The 17941-nt window shown below is 47.9% G+C and carries 18 protein-coding genes; 7 read left to right on the forward strand and 11 right to left on the reverse strand.

What is annotated here, in order from left to right:
• Nucleotides 1-212 precede the first annotated feature (212 nt).
• From M977_RS02375 to cmoB, 5 genes are all read left to right on the forward strand, one after another.
• On the forward strand, nucleotides 213-779 hold the full coding sequence (locus M977_RS02375; protein WP_064511947.1) for a hydrolase: 567 nt from the start codon (nucleotides 213-215) through the stop codon (nucleotides 777-779).
• Complete coding sequence (locus tag M977_RS02380; protein ID WP_064511948.1) at nucleotides 776-1594, forward strand: DUF72 domain-containing protein; 819 nt, start codon at nucleotides 776-778, stop codon at nucleotides 1592-1594. The genes M977_RS02375 and M977_RS02380 overlap by 4 nt, the downstream gene beginning before the upstream one ends.
• Before the next feature lie 70 nt (nucleotides 1595-1664).
• Nucleotides 1665-2060 carry an MAPEG family protein gene (locus M977_RS02385; protein ID WP_064511949.1) on the forward strand — a complete coding sequence of 132 codons (396 nt, stop codon included), beginning with the start codon at nucleotides 1665-1667 and terminating at the stop codon, nucleotides 2058-2060.
• Between the two features lie 39 nt (nucleotides 2061-2099).
• Complete coding sequence (gene cmoA / locus M977_RS02390; RefSeq protein WP_064511950.1) at nucleotides 2100-2843, forward strand: carboxy-S-adenosyl-L-methionine synthase CmoA; 744 nt, start codon at nucleotides 2100-2102, stop codon at nucleotides 2841-2843.
• A complete protein-coding gene (gene cmoB, locus M977_RS02395) occupies nucleotides 2840-3811 on the forward strand; it encodes a tRNA 5-methoxyuridine(34)/uridine 5-oxyacetic acid(34) synthase CmoB (RefSeq protein ID WP_064511951.1) in 972 nt (323 codons plus the stop codon). Before cmoA ends, cmoB begins: the two co-directional genes overlap by 4 nt.
• Nucleotides 3812-3841: 30 nt before the next feature.
• Here cmoB and fumD read toward each other — a convergent pair whose 3' ends face one another.
• From fumD to cutC, 7 genes are all read right to left on the reverse strand, one after another.
• Nucleotides 3842-4054, reverse strand: a complete 213-nt coding sequence (fumD, locus tag M977_RS02400; protein WP_151994632.1) for a fumarate hydratase FumD — start codon at nucleotides 4052-4054, stop codon at nucleotides 3842-3844.
• Between the two features lie 100 nt (nucleotides 4055-4154).
• Nucleotides 4155-4373, reverse strand: coding sequence for an acyl carrier protein (locus M977_RS02405; RefSeq protein ID WP_064511953.1), 219 nt, complete (start codon nucleotides 4371-4373; stop codon nucleotides 4155-4157).
• Between the two features lie 18 nt (nucleotides 4374-4391).
• Complete coding sequence (locus M977_RS02410) at nucleotides 4392-5828, reverse strand: AMP-binding protein (protein WP_064511954.1); 1437 nt, start codon at nucleotides 5826-5828, stop codon at nucleotides 4392-4394.
• Nucleotides 5825-6946: an MBOAT family O-acyltransferase gene (locus tag M977_RS02415; protein WP_064511955.1), complete on the reverse strand. Its 1122-nt coding sequence runs from the start codon at nucleotides 6944-6946 to the stop codon at nucleotides 5825-5827. The genes M977_RS02410 and M977_RS02415 overlap by 4 nt, the downstream gene beginning before the upstream one ends.
• Nucleotides 6947-7073: 127 nt before the next feature.
• Nucleotides 7074-8213 carry a D-alanyl-lipoteichoic acid biosynthesis protein DltD gene (locus tag M977_RS02420; RefSeq protein WP_064511956.1) on the reverse strand — a complete coding sequence of 380 codons (1140 nt, stop codon included), beginning with the start codon at nucleotides 8211-8213 and terminating at the stop codon, nucleotides 7074-7076.
• Nucleotides 8214-8532: 319 nt separating this feature from the next.
• A complete protein-coding gene (locus tag M977_RS02425) occupies nucleotides 8533-9057 on the reverse strand; it encodes a DUF1003 domain-containing protein (RefSeq protein ID WP_064511957.1) in 525 nt (174 codons plus the stop codon).
• A gap of 268 nt (nucleotides 9058-9325) precedes the next feature.
• A complete protein-coding gene (gene cutC / locus M977_RS02430; protein ID WP_064511958.1) occupies nucleotides 9326-10075 on the reverse strand; it encodes a copper homeostasis protein CutC in 750 nt (249 codons plus the stop codon).
• 214 nt (nucleotides 10076-10289) lie between these two features.
• On the opposite strand from cutC, the gene M977_RS02435 reads away from it, so the two are divergent.
• Nucleotides 10290-11432 carry a MalY/PatB family protein gene (locus tag M977_RS02435; RefSeq protein ID WP_064511959.1) on the forward strand — a complete coding sequence of 381 codons (1143 nt, stop codon included), beginning with the start codon at nucleotides 10290-10292 and terminating at the stop codon, nucleotides 11430-11432.
• Here M977_RS02435 and M977_RS02440 read toward each other — a convergent pair.
• Nucleotides 11421-11987: a VOC family protein gene (locus M977_RS02440; protein ID WP_064511960.1), complete on the reverse strand. Its 567-nt coding sequence runs from the start codon at nucleotides 11985-11987 to the stop codon at nucleotides 11421-11423. The two genes, M977_RS02435 and M977_RS02440, sit on opposite strands and share 12 nt — an antisense overlap.
• A gap of 250 nt (nucleotides 11988-12237) precedes the next feature.
• Here M977_RS02440 and argS point away from each other — a divergent pair, with 250 nt between their 5' ends.
• Entirely contained in the window at nucleotides 12238-13971 is a 1734-nt protein-coding gene (gene argS / locus M977_RS02445; RefSeq protein WP_064511961.1) for an arginine--tRNA ligase, read from the forward strand.
• Between the two features lie 46 nt (nucleotides 13972-14017).
• Here the strand turns inward: argS and lpxA are convergent, their stop codons facing one another.
• The 3 genes from lpxA to M977_RS02460 all read right to left on the reverse strand — a co-directional run bounded on the left by lpxA (nucleotide 14018) and on the right by M977_RS02460 (nucleotide 17838).
• Nucleotides 14018-14809: an acyl-ACP--UDP-N-acetylglucosamine O-acyltransferase gene (gene lpxA, locus M977_RS02450; RefSeq protein ID WP_064511962.1), complete on the reverse strand. Its 792-nt coding sequence runs from the start codon at nucleotides 14807-14809 to the stop codon at nucleotides 14018-14020.
• 297 nt (nucleotides 14810-15106) lie between these two features.
• Nucleotides 15107-16246 (reverse strand): beta-galactosidase BglB, encoded by a 1140-nt coding sequence (bglB, locus tag M977_RS02455; RefSeq protein ID WP_064511963.1) that lies wholly within the window; start codon nucleotides 16244-16246, stop codon nucleotides 15107-15109.
• Nucleotides 16246-17838, reverse strand: coding sequence for an MFS transporter (locus tag M977_RS02460; RefSeq protein WP_064511964.1), 1593 nt, complete (start codon nucleotides 17836-17838; stop codon nucleotides 16246-16248). The genes bglB and M977_RS02460 overlap by 1 nt, the downstream gene beginning before the upstream one ends.
• Nucleotides 17839-17941: the final 103 nt, after the last annotated feature.

Here is a 17941-nt window from a genome sequence, read left to right on the forward strand (position 1 = left end):
GCCACTATTTTTGTCTGTCATCTATTGATAAAAAAGGGGGTTATTATACTGGAAATAATGCCCCGCGATAAGCCCGATACGACTGACTGGCGTGTTTGAAAGCGCCTTGTTCTGGTAAAACTCACAAAAATTAACAAAATTTGTAAACTATCGGCCCCTGGTTTCATCGTAAGGTATTAGCCGATCACCTTATTTTTCCCCGGAGTCACCCAATGTTAGAACTGAATACTTCACGAACCGCGCTGGTAATCATTGATTTGCAGGAAGGGATCCTGCCGTTTGCAGGCGGCCCGCACAGTGCACAGGATGTGGTGGCTCGTTCAGCAAAGCTTGCTGAAAAATTCCGTGCCAATGGTGCCCCCGTTATTATGGTGCGCGTTGGATGGTCAAAAGATTTTGCTGAAGCACTCAAGCAGCCCGTAGATGCACAAGCGGGTGCACATGCGCTGCCTGAAAACTGGTGGGTTTATCCGCAAGCACTGGGTAAAAAAGAGAGTGATATTGAGGTCACTAAACGCCAGTGGGGCGCATTCTACGGCACGGATTTAGAACTTCAATTGCGCCGCCGTGGTATTGATACCATTGTACTGTGCGGTATTTCTACCAATATCGGTGTGGAATCAACCGCCCGTAACGCCTGGGAACTGGGCTTTAACCTGGTCGTTGCCGAAGATGCCTGTAGTGCGGCCAGCAGCGAACAACACCAGGGCAGCATGACGAATATCTTCCCGCGTATAGGACGTGTTCGTAGCACTGACGAGGTCCTTGCAGCGCTGTGATCTACATTGGCCTTCCGCAATGGTCGCATCCTCATTGGGTGCGCCTTGGCATAACTTCTCTTGAAGATTACGCTCGCCATTTTAATTGTGTGGAAGGCAACACCACGCTTTATGCACTACCTAAAGCGGAGATTGTGTCGCGCTGGCGCGATATGACCGATGACGATTTCCGCTTCTGCTTTAAATTCCCAGCGACGATTTCCCACCATGCGGCCTTACGCCAGTGTGGAGATTTGACGGCGGAATTTCTCGACCGTATGTCGCCCCTGGCTAACCGCATCGGGCAATACTGGCTACAGCTTCCCGCTGCATTTGGGCCAACTGACTTACCGGCGCTGTGGAATTTCCTCGATTCGTTGCCCAAAGAATTTACTTATGGCGTTGAAGTTCGCCACCCTTCTTTCTTCGATAAAAGTCCCGATGAGCAAGCGCTTAATCGTGGACTGCACGAGCGCGGCATCAATCGCGTGATTCTTGATAGTCGCCCGGTTCACAGCGCCAAACCACACAACGAAGCCATTCGTGAAGCGCAACGCAAAAAGCCGGTGGTTCCGGTTCACGCACTCGTGACGGCCAAAAATCCACTGGTGCGATTTATCGGCAGCGACGATATGGAGCAGAATCTGGCGTTCTTTAGCGCCTGGATGAAAACCTTGCCCAAGTGGGAACAAACCACCACTCCCTACCTGTTTTTACACACCCCGGATATCGGCCTGGTGCAAGACCTGGTTCATACGCTATGGCCGGGTTTGCAACAGGCTTTTCCGGCATTGGGCAATGAACCGGCGATTCCAAAGCAAAACTCACTATTTTAGTAATAGCGACAGTTAACAGGTTGCACTGCTATCATATGCGGTGCTGGAACTATCTCTAAAGGATGTGGGTATGGTAAGCGCGCTCTACGCCGTGTTGGGTGCTTTGTTGCTAATTAAGTTCTCGTTTGATGTTGTTCGTATGCGTTTGCAGTACCGCGTCTCATATGGTGACGGTGGTTTTAGCGAACTCCAGAGTGCAATTAGAATTCACGGTAATGCGGTGGAATATATTCCAGTCGCGTTGCTGCTTTTATTACTGATGGAAATGAACGGCGCCGAAACCTGGATGGTGCATGTTTGCGGGTTGCTGCTCATTGCTGGTCGCCTGATGCATGCATATGGTTTTCACCATCGCTTAATCCGCTGGCGTCGCTCTGGTATGAGTGCAACATGGAGCTCTTTAATCCTGATGGTGCTGGCTAATCTATGGTATATGCCATGGGAGTTGGTTTTCTCGCTGCATTAACGCAAAATATGCCCCTTTCGAATTTCCGGATTTAACGTTATGTCTGACCGCGATACGCTGTTTTCCGCCCCGATCGCCAAATTAGGTGACTGGACCTTTGATGAACGCGTAGCTGAAGTGTTCCCCGATATGATTCAACGATCGGTGCCTGGCTACTCCAACATTATTTCTATGATTGGTATGCTGGCGGAGCGCTTTGTGGCACCAGGTAGCCAGGTCTATGACCTTGGTTGTTCGCTTGGCGCGGCAACGTTATCCGTGCGTCGTAACATCCAGCATGACAACTGCAAAATTATCGCGGTAGATAACTCCCCTGCTATGGTCGAGCGCTGCCGCCGCCACCTCGACGCGTTTAAAGCGAAAACCCCAGTTGACGTTATCGAAGGCGATATCCGCGATATCGTTATCGAAAATGCGTCGATGGTGGTGCTGAACTTCACGCTGCAATTTCTTGAACCCGATGACCGCAAACTGCTGCTGGAAAAAATCCACAAGGGTCTGAACCCAGGTGGCGCGTTAGTGCTGTCGGAAAAATTCAGTTTTGAAGATGGTGAAGTCGGCGAATTACTGTTCAATATGCACCACGATTTTAAACGTGCGAACGGCTATAGCGAGCTGGAAATCAGCCAAAAACGCAGCATGTTGGAAAACGTCATGCTCACCGACTCTGTCGAAACACATAAAAAACGCCTCAAACAAGCCGGATTTGACCACGCAGAATTATGGTTCCAGTGCTTTAACTTTGGCTCTTTGGTTGCTCTGAAATCAGGAACTTCTGCATGATCGACTTTGGTAATTTTTATCAGCTTATCGCTAAAAGCCCGCTGGCTCCGTGGTTAGAAACCCTGCCTGCACAAATTGCCACCTGGCAGCGTGAGAACCTACACGGCCAGTTCAAGCACTGGTATAACACCGTTGAATACCTGCCAGAACTTGTGCCGTATCGTCTGGATTTATTGCACAGCGTCACCGCTGAGTCTGAAACGCCACTCAGCGATGGACAGCGACTGGGGATTGAAAAACTACTGCGTAACCTGATGCCATGGCGCAAAGGGCCGTATTCACTGTATGGCGTAGACATCGACACCGAATGGCGCTCCGACCTGAAATGGGATCGTGTTTTACCGCACATTTCCCCACTCACCGGGCGCACCATTCTGGATGTCGGCTGCGGTAGCGGTTACCACCTGTGGCGGATGATTGGTGCGGGTGCACACCTCGCGGTGGGTATCGACCCGATGCAGTTGTTTGTTTGCCAGTTTGAAGCGGTGCGTAAACTGTTGGGTAATGACCAACGTGCCCATGTGCTGCCGCTTGGTATCGAACAGCTTCCTGAACTCAATATCTTTGATACCGTGTTCTCTATGGGCGTGCTTTATCACCGCCGCTCCCCACTCGACCATCTTTATCAGCTAAAAAATCAGCTAGCTAAAGATGGCGAACTGGTGCTCGAAACGCTGGTTGTGGAAGGTGATGAGAATACGGTGTTGGTGCCAGGCGAGCGTTATGCGCAGATGCGCAACGTCTATTACATCCCATCAGCTTTGGCGTTGAAAAACTGGCTGGAGAAATGTGGTTTTGTTGATGTGAAAATTGTCGACCATTGCTACACCACAAGCGAAGAACAACGTCGTACTAGCTGGTTGACCACCGAATCACTGGCCGACTTCCTTGATCCGAACGATGCGAACAAAACCATCGAAGGTTATCCAGCCCCTCTGCGCGCCGTTCTTGTAGCTCGTAAGCCATAATTATCTTAAGGCCACAGAATGTGGCCTTACTTATTTCGCCTCAAATCCAAGCGCCCGAATAACTTCTTGCATCGCACTACCCGTCAATTCAGAACGCTGAATCTTGCTATTAGCAGACATGGCTCTGACAACACCCGCAATAACAACATGTTTAGGTTCCTGGCCAAGATCGCGCATCTCAAGCACCACCTTTCCAACAACACGACACATTTCATCGTAAAGCTCTTTATCTGTGATACTCATACCGTCCTCCATTGTTTAGAGGGAGCCTAACACGTTTAAATCATTTAAATAAAAAAAGCCCCAGCAAAACGCCGGGGCCATAAAGTAGTGAATCTCGTCTTCAGGCGTTTTCTTCAAGCCAGGCGGCCAACGTTGCTGGTGTTTTCAACACTGTCGCCACATCTGTTGGTGGAATGGCACAACCAAATTCGGCCTGCACCTCCAGCACAACATCAACCGCTGTGATTGAGTCGAGAATACCGGACTCAACCAACTCATCGTTAAACGCAACTTTACGTGACAACACGTTTTCAAAGAGGGCTAAAATTTTCTGCTCCATTTTCTTATCCTTTAATGATTAACAGGTACGCGCCTGTGCATCGAGTAGTTTGCGGTCAATCTTCCCGTTAGGGTTGAGAGGTAACATGTCCATGACGACAATCTGAGATGGCACCATATAAGACGGTAATGTTTTGGTGAGATTAGCTTTGATCTCTTTCTCAGAAAGCGATGAAGAACAAAAAGCCGCAAGGCGTAGAACAGCCCCATCTTTTTTAGTCAGCGGTAACACAACCGCTTCGCTAATTCCTGAAAGTGCTAACAGCCGGTTTTCGATTTCATGGATTTCAATGCGATAACCGTTCATTTTAATCTGGCTATCGTTGCGCCCCTGGCAATATAAATGCTCTTTATTAATACGACCCAGATCGCCCGTTTTATAGCCACGCCACTGTTTGCTTTCATTCCATAACAGTTTCTCGCTATTTTCTTCCGCCAACCCGAGATAGCCACGCATGACGTTCTTACCCCAAATAATTAATTCATTATCTGCAGTTATTTCCATTTCAGAATGGGGCATCATCTGGCCTATTGGCAGAAGATCACATTCGCTTTTAAGCATTTCATCGCTGATTTCAACAACCGTCGTGGCAATGGTCGCTTCCGTTGGGCCATAAGAATTGAGTATTTTGGCTTCAGGAAAAAGACGACGCAGATGCTTTACCAGTGCTTTACTGAGAACTTCACCGATAAAAATAAAGACTTTCAGGTCAGTTAAATATTCAGCACAAAATTCTGGAAGCAGCAGTTTTTGATAGGCAAAAGAAGGGGTCGAAACCCAGGCAGAAACCTTTTTCTGCTTTAACGTCGCCAGCCAGTTTTCAGCTGCAATGTCCTCTTTTGCGTTAAGAACGATATGCCCGCCAGTCGCAAGATTTCCCAACAGTGGAATTAAAGACAGATCGAAGCTAAATACCGCATGGTTCATCAGCACCGGGGTTTCAGGCAGGGAAAAATCATTGCGCACCCACTGCATGAAATTCCATACACTTTCACGGCCAATCTGCACCCCTTTTGGTTTACCCGTACTGCCTGAGGTAAACATAATGTAGGCCAAATCCTGCTGTTCCTGTTCTTGCGCCTGGACTCCGGTCGCCACAAAACAACGCAGCCTTACATCATAATAGTAAGGCGCACTGGCTAATTCACAGATCTCTTTCAGGCGCTCTGCCGGATAGATATTATCCACCGGGATATAGGGAATGTTATTGAGCAGGCAGCTATAAATAGCGCAGGCAAATTCCGCTTGCTGGTGACCATAAAGGACAATGGGTATATTTGGCGTTAAATTTAGCCCGGCGAAACGCATCTTCCAGTCAACTACAGCTGAACTAAGCTCCTGCCAGGTCAAGCTATTATCACTGCCAGTGATCGCTAATTGGTGACTGTTTTGTGGTTCAAGTAAAACCGCCTGCAGATAATCATTGAGTTGTTGTAAATCAGAATTATTAATCATACTGGAGACATTCCACTAAAAATATAAAGAGAGACTGCCGCACTTGCTAAGGTTAAAAACCGCCCCGTCAGGACAATCAGTGGTTTTTGTAACCAGCTGGTCATTCGTGGGCTATGCTTTGCAAGCCAAAGAATCATATTGTGGATAACGGAAATACTGCCGAACAATGCACCACTGACAACATAATTAAGCTCCAGCCCATTCCAGGCCCCCATACAAAACAGAGTGCAGAAAATACCGATATTTTGTGCCGTGACCTTATGATTTCTGAAAAAATCGATCTTCATCAGATTCATATAAATCGGCATAAAGACCACATCACGAAGCCACTCTGACAGGCTAATATGAAACCTGCGCCAGAAATCCTGCGGATTCTTTGCCAGTAACGGCAGGTTAAAGTTGGCGGGGAGATTGAGCCCGAACAAACGTCCTGCGCCAATCGCCATATTGCTGTAGCCGGCAAAATCGAAATAAAGATAAAAGCTATAGGCCATCGACATCACCACCCAAACCGTCATAGTAACTGGACGATGACTCCAGTGGCTGATAATGAAATTATCAATCAGCATAGCAAACAGAAACTTCTGCACGATGCCATAGAATATTTGCTCCATTGACTGCAAAAACACCGCAGTCGTGAGGCGAAAATTGGGTTTAGAAATATCCTGTACCCAACTACGCCAGCGGTACATCGGCCCCGCCAAAATAATGAAAGGTAAAAAGAGATAGCTAAAATACTGGAAGAAATCACGAGAGTCTTTCTTGTTGCGATAGAGTAAAACATCTATCGCTCTGAAGGTCATAAATGACAACCCGAGCATGCCCCAGTGGTTATTTAAATGCAGTTTTACCAGTATCAGTGGTAGCAAACTCAAGATGACTGATTGCCAGGTTTTAAGCCATGTTTTGTCTTTTAATGTGGCGATGGTATACAAATAGCCAAACATTAAAATGGGAATAGTGATCTGGCTTTTGAAGACATATCCCCATACGGCAAACAGCGCAAAAGCAGAAAATAGCGATGCATAAGTCAGGCGATTACCCAACAAGCGATTAGCTACTGTAAAAATGAGTGAGCTCGCAAATAACACAGCAAAGAAAGGTGCGCTTGTGTACATTCTCTTATTCCTTAAAACTGCTGATATTCAAAATGCAGCTTCAAATTCATACTGTTATCAATTGATGACCAGGCAATAATGGTGATCATCAAAAAGAAATAGAGGAAAAAGAGTCGAATCGCTTTTTTCATTTGTTAAATGCCTCTGCAATATAACGGTCCATTGCGACCCATGCTAATTCGGTTGGATGAAGACGGTCCCAATTCCATCCCGGTTGATATATTTGGTCGTACATATCAAAATATGGAATATCATACTTTTTCAGTGTCTGTTGGATGAAGCGGTCGGTCGGCTGGAATTTTTCGGTATTCTTTAAAGCCCACGAGTTGAGCGGATCGATAATCACGACTACATTGACCTGGCGCTCATGCAGCAGCTTTATCATAGCTGTAAACGCCTGTTGTTCTGGATGCGATGGAGGCGCGGTATACCACTCCTCTACCGTTTTATCATCTGCAAATATGTCTTTATCCATCCATAACGTGGCCGCACTTTCATGACGAGAACGATTCAGTTTCTGGGCCAACTGCAATTCAGCGTTCCAGTCAATATTCGACCAGTTATCGCGGGGGGCAGGCCACGGCTGCATATTCGATTGACCAAAATGGGAAAATGACAGGAAATAATTCCTGATCAATTCACAGAATGATGAGAATTGATATTTAATTTCACGCCAGACAATTTTGTAATGCCAGCCAAAAATGCGCATCTGGCTAAACGTCAAATGGTCAACATCTTGCGGGTCGATATGGGTTAAATAATGGGTCAAGATGGGATGCATTGTTGCATCCGACATCAATGGTTTAAATACCGAGTCAGGGAAATGATCAGCGAAAATTGTCGGTGGAATGCCATCAAAAAAGAAACTATCAGGTGACAATAACAACACCAGTTTCGTTTTTGGCGACAGTTCTTGTTTAAAGCGCGTCAACAAAGCAAGCTGCGTCATGTTATCGACAAAGCTGTCACCGTAGGCAACGGTCGGTTGATGCAGTTTTGTATTGAAGAAATTATAGACCGCAAAATGCTCATCTTCAGAGGTTGAAACTTCAGATGCCCCGAGGAAAAATATCGCATTACCATTTAAAGCATGCGAAATGGTCGCCATTTTCTCAGACTGAATTTTGCGCGTACCTTCCATTGTTTTAATGAGTGGTTGAAATTTTAGCGCAGGTTGTAAGCTATTAATAAATGGCGGCAGGGTTAAGACCAAAGCAGCAAGGATCGCCATGGAAACATGCAATAAAATAGCTTTATTTATTTTCATAATAAACACAACTTTGTCGACACTAAATAAAAATAGAAAATATTATTCAATCAATATTTTTAAATGGATTTTAATAATAAAGAAATGAACTACTCTATTCATTGAGTGATTGGTATCCGTATGTAACGCTTTGTACAATGCAGCAATTTCGAAATATGTGGTTAACAATTTTACCACATGAGGTAGGCAGGATAGAATTGGCATTGTGCCATGTAAATATGAAGAAATTATGGTGAATTTTTGCAGAACTGATCCTGGGCCAAGGGAAACTAAAAGCCCGCAAACGGCTCACAGCCACAGGAAAGGGTTAACCGTATTTCTATTTAATTAATTGCTTATGCAGTTGATCTGTGATGATTTCGATACGTTCTGTTAGCTGCTTAGTCACGTTAGTCAGCTCAGTATTCATCTCAATCAATTTAATCATCTGTTCGGCTTGTTCGGCCGCAAATTTTAATCGTTTTTCATTAGCCTGAGCTAAGTCTTCACGGTGCAATGCATCGGCTTCCCCGTGCGCTTTATCCCTCTCCGCCTGGCGTGTTTGGGCCAGCAAAATGAGTGGTGCCGCATAAGCGGCCTGCAGACTGAATGCCAGATTCAGCAAAATAAAGGGATAGAGATCAAAGTGGCTCACACCCGTCACGTTGAGAACTATCCAAACTAAAACGATGATAGTTTGAGCGCCCAGGAAGAAAGGCGTACCAAAAAACCTGGCAAAGGCTTCGGCTTTTAATGCAAACCAACTTTCCCCAAACGTTGGCATTAAATGCTGGTGAGCACGATGGAAACGTAAGTGATCCCTGGCCGTAATCTTTCCAGATGACTCTTGGTTGGATAGCGCCATTTCCGTTACTCCTCAGCAATGAATGACTATTTATTACACTAAAGTCTAGCAGAGGAATTAACAGGCTTTTGGGAAGGGTTGAGGCTAACAAGGCGCGTTGATTAAATCGGAAACCGTATTTATTTCAGAATGAAAACTAAGCGCCTATACAGCACTCGATAAAATCGTAAATTATTGATATAGATAAAAAAAGCCCCAGCAAAACGCCGGGGCCTGGTACGAGCAACATCACATGGGCGACATGATGCGCGGTTAAAATCTTTAAGTGTCAGGCTGCAGTCTTCCCTGCAACCAACACGGCTTTCATTGCTGCCACTACATCACCATCAACGCAGTAACGATTAAACTCATCGGCTTCCGCATCAGCGCTCATCGACACACCCGCTTTACGGTAACGCATCGGTGATGGCACGGTCTGCCCGGCTGAACTGTGCATTTCGTCAATGCCTTGATCGACAAACTTTTTCAAGTTGCTCAATCGCACGCCAGCACCGGCCATAATGATTGGAGCACGGGAATGCTGTTTTAGTTCCCTAAGTAATGAAAGTCCTAATTCTGCATTCTGCTGTTGGCCTGAAGTCAGGATGCGCGCCACGCCTAAATCGGTGAGCTGTTCCAACGCCTGGTGGGGGTTATGGCACATATCAAACGCTCGGTGGAAAGTCACTGCCATACCTTTAGCCTGCTCCATGACTCGCTTCATGCGAGATACATCAACATGTCCTTCCCCATCTAACATACCGATCACCAGCCCCGGATAACCGAGCTCGCGTACGAAAGCGATATCTTCAAGCATGGTGTCAAACTCGGCATCGGTGTAACAAAAATCACCACCGCGTGGGCGAATAATTGGATGCACAGGTATCGAAACTCGTTCTTTCACTTTACGCAGCACCCCAGCAGAAGGGGTCAAACCACCCTCTTTGGGGGCTGAACATAATTCAAGCCTGTCCGCTCCGGCAAGTTGCGCAGTGACTGCACAGTCAATTCCATAACAACATATCTCAAGCAAAGGCATTGATTACTCCTTAAAATCTTTAGCCTGGCGGTTGTGTCAATGACACAAAATGATAATGTGAAAACACGATCACAAAAAGGTAGCGGTACTCTAAATATTTCGAGTTGCAGGTAGGCGGCAAAGGAGATTATCCCGATGAGCTTACTCAAGTAAGTGATTCGGGTAATTGAGTGCAGCCAACTCCCCTGCAACTTGAAATATAACGAGTACAATCATGGCATTCAATTTTGATGAAGGCATCGACCGCCGTCACAGCGACAGTTCGAAGTGGAATAAATATGGTGATGAAGTATTACCTATGTGGGTGGCAGATATGGATTTTCGCTCACCACCTTGTATTCTCGAAGCCCTTCATAAACGCGTAGAACACGGAGTTTTTGGTTACGGTAACCGGCCGCAAGAATTAGTGGATATTGTCGTTGAAAGAATGTCCAGCCGCTACCAGTGGCAGATTAAACCAGAGTGGATCGTCTTTTTACCGGGCATTGTCGCGGGCCTGAATTTGAGTGTTCGTGCCTTTACGGCCGCCGATGAAACTACCATTGCGCCAACACCTATTTACCCTCCATTCCGAAAATCATCTGCATTTGCCAATCGCTCACAACTCAACGCACCACTGCTCCTTGAAAATGGCCGCTGGGTTATGGATTTGCAGGCGCTGGAATCTCAGCTAACCGGCAAAGAAAAATTGCTGATGTTGTGCAACCCACAAAACCCAGGCGGCACCATCTATACGCGTGAGGAATTACAACAGCACCTGGCATTCGCCCAACGCCACGACATGATCGTCTGTTCTGATGAAATTCATTGTGATTTACTCCTTGATCCAGGTGCGAAACACATCCCTTTCGCCACACTGGGCCACGACGCAGAACAGCGTTCTATCACGCTGCTTTCACCGTCCAAAACTTTCAATATTGCCGGGCTTGGCGCATCACTTGCGATAATCCCTGACCCGCAATTGCGTAAGCAATTTAATACAGTTCGCGATGGGATTGTACCGAGTGTGGATGTGCTGGCGCTGACAGCCGCCACCGCTGCATGGCGCGATGGCGAGCCGTGGTTGCAGGAGTTACTGCCGTATTTGCGTCGAAATCGCAACACGTTGGTGAGTGCCGTGAATAATATGCCCGGCCTTACGATGGCGTCGCCACCCGCCACTTACCTCGGATGGGTGGATGCAAGCGCTCTGCCAGTAGAAAACCCGACGCTCTTCTTCCAGAAAGCCGGATTAGGTTTTTCTCCTGGGGCTGATTTTGGCGAAGCGAAATTCGTGAGAATTAACTTTGGCTGCACCTCAGCAACGCTTAATGAAGCCATTAAACGCATGGAAGCAGCCGTGAGATCAGTCTGCTAGTTCGCTGGCAACGATCTCTTCAATAGACCATGGATGGAATTTGATGGTGACTTTGCCGTCTGTCACTGCAAGCGTTGGGTTCGGCAAGCGCTCGCGCTCACCTTTTGGCGAACTGGTTTTCACTGAAATTCCGGTCTGGCGTAAACCCGCGTCAGACATTAAATCCAGCGCTCGTGCATTCAGCGTGTCAGGCTCTCCCGGCAGCACAATTTCTACATGCTCCCAACCTTCATGCGGATAGCGTTTTTCACCCGGCCACGGCAGTTCAACCACACTAAATTTCCAGTGTGCCACGCAAACGGGTTCGTCTAATTTGAACAGGCAAATTGGGCGGTCATTAATGATATTTTCCGACAACAGTGTGCCGCACCTTTCCAGGCCTGCACGCCAGCGTTCCGCCGTCGTATTCTGATGGCAACGCAGAGAAATGTGATCGGCGTCGAGTGGTGCGATTTCAAGATCAAGCCGCGCGGCAAGTTCTGTTAACGCTTGTGTAAATCGCGGGAGATCCGCTGAAATATCATTCAGTTCTGCAATTGTCTGCCAGTTGGCCATCACCCTATCCTCTCAAGTCACGAATGCGGGCTAATCTACCAATTTAGGCAGATATCACCAACACCGGAAACGAGGCTATATTTCTGAATGGTTATTCACTATACCGTTGATATTAGTCCAGGGCGCACCGGGCAAGGCTTTTGCTGACTAAGGGGGATAAATACAGTTATACTTACGCCCTAATTTTATCCCCAATGATACGGCTGCTGTAAAAGTCACGGCAGCCCTTAGCAAAAAGTAAGGTATCCCGGTGAATATTCAGGCTCTTCTCTCAGATAAAGTCAGTCAGGCACTGATTGCCGCAGGTGCGCCTGCGGATTGCGAACCACAGGTTCGTCAATCAGCAAAAGTTCAGTTCGGCGACTATCAGGCCAATGGCGTGATGTCAGTTGCAAAATCACTGGGCAAGCCACCACGACAAGTCGCAGAGTTGGTGATTGCCAATCTGGATTTGACCGGAATTGCCAGCAAAGTTGAAATCGCCGGCCCAGGCTTTATCAACATTTTCCTCGACCCAGCATTCCTGGCAAAAAATGTCGATGAAGCTGTTGCTTCTGACCGTGTAGGCGTGAATACCGTTGCACCACAAACCATCGTGGTCGATTATTCCGCACCAAACGTGGCGAAAGAGATGCACGTGGGTCATATCCGCTCCACTATCATTGGTGATGCTGCGGTGCGTACGCTGGAATTCCTTGGCCATAAAGTTATCCGTGCCAACCACGTGGGTGACTGGGGCACACAGTTCGGGATGCTGATCGCGTATCTTGAAAAGCAGCAACAAGAAAACGCGGGTGAAATGGCGCTGGCCGACCTGGAAGAGTTCTATCGCGCAGCCAAGAAACACTACGATGAAGACGCAGAATTTGCGGAACGTGCTCGTGCGTACGTTGTGAAGCTGCAAGGCGGCGACGAATACTGCCGTGAAATGTGGCGTAAGCTGGTCGATATCACCATGACGCAGAACCAGCAAACCTACGATCGCCTTAACGTGACGCTGACCCGTGACGACGTAATGGGTGAAAGTCTTTATAACCCAATGCTGCCGGGCATCGTGGCAGATCTCAAGGCGAAAGGTCTTGCGGTCGAGAGCGAAGGCGCAACCGTAGTCTACCTGGATGAGTTCAAGAACAAAGACGGCGACCCAATGGGCGTTATCATCCAGAAAAAAGATGGCGGCTATCTCTACACCACCACCGATATTGCTTGTGCGAAATATCGCTATGAAACCCTGCATGCAGACCGCGTGCTTTACTTTATCGACTCCCGCCAGCATCAACACCTGATGCAAGCATGGACCATCGTGCGTAAAGCAGGTTACGTTCCAGAATCTGTCACCCTGGAGCACCAGATGTTCGGCATGATGCTGGGCAAAGACGGCAAGCCGTTCAAAACCCGTTCTGGCGGCACGGTAAAACTGACCGATCTGCTCGACGAAGCCATGGAACGTGCGCGTAATCTGGTGGCAGAGAAAAACCCGAACATGCCTGCGGATGAACTGGAAGCGTTAGCGAAATCCGTCGGTATTGGCGCAGTGAAATACGCAGACCTGTCGAAAAGCCGCACCACCGATTACATCTTTGATTGGGACAACATGTTGGCCTTCGAGGGCAACACTGCACCGTATATGCAATATGCATACACTCGCGTGCTGTCTGTGTTCCGCAAAGCTGAGATTGATGAAGCTGAACTGCTCAAAGCGCCAGTAGTGATTCGTGAAGATCGCGAAGCACAGTTGGCTGCACGCCTGCTGCAATTTGAAGAAACGCTGAATGTGGTTGCGCGTGATGGTACACCGCACGTGATGTGTACTTATTTATATGACGTGGCAGGCCTGTTCTCTGGCTTCTACGAGCATTGCCCTATTCTGGCTGCTGACTCCGAAGAAGCGCGTAACAGCCGCCTAAAACTGGCTCTGTTAACCGCGAAAACGCTGAAGCTGGGTCTGGATACCTTGGGTATCGAAACCGTAGAACGTATGTAATAGCAAAAAGCTCGTCGCCTGATGCGACGGGCTTTTTCAAATCACATTAGCGAACAATTCCCCGCGCCGACCGCGCAAAAAACCGATCATAAAGGCCAATCACCGGGAAATCACTTTCCAGTATTTTCAAAGACCTCTTCACTTCTTCTATCGCCAGCGCCTGGTTGTAAAACCGCTCATACAATGTATGAATCAAATCCTGCTGTTCTAGCTCTAACGCCTGAAACGCTTTCGAACTTGCGTTGATACCCAGCGGCACAGCGCGGTTACCACCCGCCGTCACAAACGGCGGCACATCCTGAACCACTGCTGATTGGTCGAGGATCTTAACCCCACTCGCCAATATGCAAAATTGATGGATAGCACACATAAAGCCTATCTGCGCATCATCATCTAGCTCAACGTGCCCGGCAAGCCCACTGTTATCACCTATTAATGTGCCATTACCGACCACACAATCATGACCAACATGGACACAACTCAAAAAGCGATTGTCATTACCGATGATAGTGGTGCTAAGCCCCTGAACCGTTCCACGATGAATAGTGGCATTTTTGCCAATCTGATTCCGGTCACCAATAACGACCGTCGTGGGTTCACCGGCATATTTAAGATCCTGATTCGCATCACCTATGGATGAAAACTCGCCGAAAGTATTATTACAGCCGATTGTTGTCAGGCCATTAATCACCGAGTAAGCGCCAACAACAGTTCCTTCGCCTATCACTACACCTGCGGAAATAACACAAAACGGGCCAATACTTACATGCGCACCAAGCACCACACCCGGTTCCACAATACTATTACTGGCAACCCGGGCTAACGGGGAAATAGACATCAAATTATCCTGATGACGGCACGAAACGGAGAACGCCGGTCATCGTTTGTTTATTAATCCAGAGTAGGGATCAACAAGAAAAGAGGGGTCGAAAGAGAAGCTCCGCTTCGCCATTCGCATAATCGTTAAGGAGGGTAAAAACCAGTGAAGGGCTTATCGACAGCGGCAGCATAATGAATTGCGTCACACATTACGCCATTTATTTATTATTAAATTGGAGGAACTTTATGGGGTTTGCCCGTAGGTTTGATTTAGTAGTAATTTGCAGGCCCGGTTCCCCAGGCCTGTTGTGAGTGCTTACAAATAAATTCGCAGATACTCGCCCAGACAAAGTATCGCCATCGCCTGTCCGTACGGCATTGAGGTGAGAGGGATTTGGCGATAAAAATCCAGATCGCTGCCCATTCCGGTACCAAACGAAACCTGCAACAACTCCCCTTCTGCCGAGATATTTTTGACGATACCTTTCATCGCCTTTTCCGCTACTTCTGCATACTCTTTGCCGATATAGCGCTTACGAATACCTTTCAGAATGCCGTAGGCAAAACCGGCTGTCGCGGATGCTTCCAGGTAAGAGTGCGGATCGTCGAGCAGCGTGTGCCATAAACCACTGTCGTCCTGGCATTTTGCCAACGCGGCAACCTGATTTTCCAGTACTTGTACCAGATAGCGACGCACCGCGTTGTTCTCAGGTAAATCCACCAGCTCAAGGAAGTCTGGAATAACTATCGTCAACCAACTGTTACCACGCGCCCAACGCGCCTGCGCAAAGTTATGGTTGCCTTCATAGTTCCAGCCGTGGAACCACAGCCCGGTTTCCCGGTCCATCAGGTTCTGTACATGCAGTAAGAACTGGTAGGTCGCTTCTTCCACATATTCCGGGCGATTTAGCAATTTGCCAATTTTTGCCAACGGTAATACGGTCATCATCAGCGTGTCATCCCACATCTGCTGATGGTTCTCTTCCGCAAGCGTAATGTGCTGCATGCCACCATGTTCGGTACGTGGCATTTCATACATTGCCCACTCAGCCCAGCTTTCAAGCCAGGGTAAGTAAGAAGGATCTCGCGTCTCTTCGTAGCGGTAAGCCAGCGTCAGGAACGGTGCCATGGTATTGACGTTTTTGGTGGTCGCGCCTTCTGCGAAACGGTCGGCAAACCAGCTATCAATAATTTCGCACATCTTCTTATCACCGGTCTGTCGATAATATTGATACATGCCGTACAAACCGACGCCATGCGTCCACTCCCAACCAGCCCAACCTTTGGTATCAATGACTCTTCCGTCATCCAGTCGCAGCAAGAATTGGCCCGTTTCATCCTTAATATTTATCAGATTATCCGTCACCTTGTGGATCAGGGTTTTCAGCTCATCCCGGGCAATAAAATGCTCCGGCTGGCACAGTAAAGCGCTGTGTTTGACGGGATAAATAATCATTAACTTAACCTCTGTGATGATGTATTCGAACGCATTGCGGCAGCCTCTTTCAATGATGGAGCCGCAGGTTTATTACGGTTGAGATAACCAATATTGTTGTTGCCCCAAAGCGTGTCGTAAGGCATACCAGCCAGCATTTCGACTGTGGCGCGAGCTTGTGGTGTGGTTGCTTCCGGAACCGGACGGCCCGCAACACGCATCTTCGCCGTCTCTTCACGTAATACGCTGTGAGTTTGTAAATTGAGTTTAAAGCGCAGAGAAACTAAGAAACCGCACGCCAGTACCGCAACTGTACCGAAGCTTAAAATCATCAGAATTGTGTGACTAACCGCAGGTGGCTGTGTGGTTTGCCCGGAAACAAAACCAGAAAGCTGCATCACGATACCCACCAGCATCACAGCCCCTGCCTGAGATGCTTTACGCGTCAGAGTCATGATCCCGGCAAAGATCCCTTCACGACGCTGACCGGTAATCACTTCATCAACATCAGCAATATAGGTGTAGGTATTCCACGGCACATAGTTGATGCCGCCACGGCCCAAGCCAGCGATAGCAGAAACCAACATCAGCAGTGAGAAGACATCGCTTAATCCCGCGTAATACAACAACGCATAAGAGATAGAACTCAGGCCAAAGATCACCACAACCATACGGTAGGACGGAGCCGGGCCATATTTGATACACAGTGGAATCATGCCGATAACCGCGATAAATTGCAGAATCGCCATAGTGCCGAGCAAGCTGGAAGCCATGCTTGCGCTTTGCATCAGCACGAATACCACATAATAGGTAAACACGGCGTTGAACACGTCCTGCGCGATATAACCGCCCAGATACATGCCCAAGTGTTGGCGGAAGATCTTAACGCGCAAAGTGGAGGTCAACTCGACATTCAGGCGCTTCATGCTTTGGGCAAATGTCAGTGTTTTCTTCTCTTCTTCTGCACGCAGTGCCGCTTCAGTCCAGTCTGAACGAGGGCGCTCCCAGGTGAAGAACCAGACAAATGTCAGCACGATGGCGCAGATGGTGGCGAATACCAGGCTTGAATAGAAGAAGGAAATTGCGTTGTCTTTACCGAAGTGGTTTAACAAAATACCTGGCAGGAATGCAGCAAGAATTGCGGAAAGTTGCGCCATGGAAATACGCGCGCCGGAGAATTTGGTTTTCTGTTTGAAGTCATCGGTCATTTCCGGGACCAGTGTTTCATACGGCACCAGAATCATGGTGTAGACCACGTCAAAAATCAGATAGGTCACCAGGTAATACCAGTAACTCATCTCCCCTACCCACATAAAGCTGTAGCTGAAGACTAATGGGATACCGAGCAATATAAAGAACTTACGGCGACCAAAACGCTTACCAAGCCATGTCGAACCGAAGTTATCCGTCAGGAAGCCCATCAGCGGACTGACAACGGCATCCAGCACCCTGGCCATCGCAAAGATAAACGTCGCTTCAATCGGTGAGAGGCCACAGAAGGTCGTATAAAAGTAGAGCAACCAGGCGGCGGTCAGAGCCGTCGTCCCGGCACCGAGAAAATCCCCGGAGCCGTAGGCAAGATAATTTGCCAATCCAATTTTGCGTGTTTTCATTGCCGTCAAACCCCGTTAATTTTTTTATGGAGATTGCACGTCCCGGTACTTGTCGGGCTTGCGAGAACCTTACCTTGCTAAGGTAGAAGGACGGGGCAATTGA

The sequence above is a fragment of the Buttiauxella gaviniae ATCC 51604 genome (assembly GCF_001654835.1).
Lineage (GTDB): Bacteria > Pseudomonadota > Gammaproteobacteria > Enterobacterales > Enterobacteriaceae > Buttiauxella > Buttiauxella gaviniae.

What these genes read in the sequence shown, in the direction of transcription:
- M977_RS02375 (WP_064511947.1), top strand. Translation starts at nt 213, where the DNA reads ATGTTAGAACTGAATACTTCACGAACCGCGCTGGTAATCATTGATTTG.
- M977_RS02385 (WP_064511949.1), top strand. Translation starts at nt 1,665, where the DNA reads ATGGTAAGCGCGCTCTACGCCGTGTTGGGTGCTTTGTTGCTAATTAAG.
- cmoA (WP_064511950.1), top strand. Translation starts at nt 2,100, where the DNA reads ATGTCTGACCGCGATACGCTGTTTTCCGCCCCGATCGCCAAATTAGGT.
- cmoB (WP_064511951.1), top strand. Translation starts at nt 2,840, where the DNA reads ATGATCGACTTTGGTAATTTTTATCAGCTTATCGCTAAAAGCCCGCTG.
- fumD (WP_151994632.1), bottom strand. Translation starts at nt 4,054, where the DNA reads ATGAGTATCACAGATAAAGAGCTTTACGATGAAATGTGTCGTGTTGTT.
- M977_RS02405 (WP_064511953.1), bottom strand. Translation starts at nt 4,373, where the DNA reads ATGGAGCAGAAAATTTTAGCCCTCTTTGAAAACGTGTTGTCACGTAAA.
- M977_RS02410 (WP_064511954.1), bottom strand. Translation starts at nt 5,828, where the DNA reads ATGATTAATAATTCTGATTTACAACAACTCAATGATTATCTGCAGGCG.
- M977_RS02415 (WP_064511955.1), bottom strand. Translation starts at nt 6,946, where the DNA reads ATGTACACAAGCGCACCTTTCTTTGCTGTGTTATTTGCGAGCTCACTC.
- M977_RS02420 (WP_064511956.1), bottom strand. Translation starts at nt 8,213, where the DNA reads ATGAAAATAAATAAAGCTATTTTATTGCATGTTTCCATGGCGATCCTT.
- M977_RS02425 (WP_064511957.1), bottom strand. Translation starts at nt 9,057, where the DNA reads ATGGCGCTATCCAACCAAGAGTCATCTGGAAAGATTACGGCCAGGGAT.
- cutC (WP_064511958.1), bottom strand. Translation starts at nt 10,075, where the DNA reads ATGCCTTTGCTTGAGATATGTTGTTATGGAATTGACTGTGCAGTCACT.
- M977_RS02435 (WP_064511959.1), top strand. Translation starts at nt 10,290, where the DNA reads ATGGCATTCAATTTTGATGAAGGCATCGACCGCCGTCACAGCGACAGT.
- M977_RS02440 (WP_064511960.1), bottom strand. Translation starts at nt 11,987, where the DNA reads ATGGCCAACTGGCAGACAATTGCAGAACTGAATGATATTTCAGCGGAT.
- lpxA (WP_064511962.1), bottom strand. Translation starts at nt 14,809, where the DNA reads ATGTCTATTTCCCCGTTAGCCCGGGTTGCCAGTAATAGTATTGTGGAA.
- bglB (WP_064511963.1), bottom strand. Translation starts at nt 16,246, where the DNA reads ATGATTATTTATCCCGTCAAACACAGCGCTTTACTGTGCCAGCCGGAG.
- M977_RS02460 (WP_064511964.1), bottom strand. Translation starts at nt 17,838, where the DNA reads ATGAAAACACGCAAAATTGGATTGGCAAATTATCTTGCCTACGGCTCC.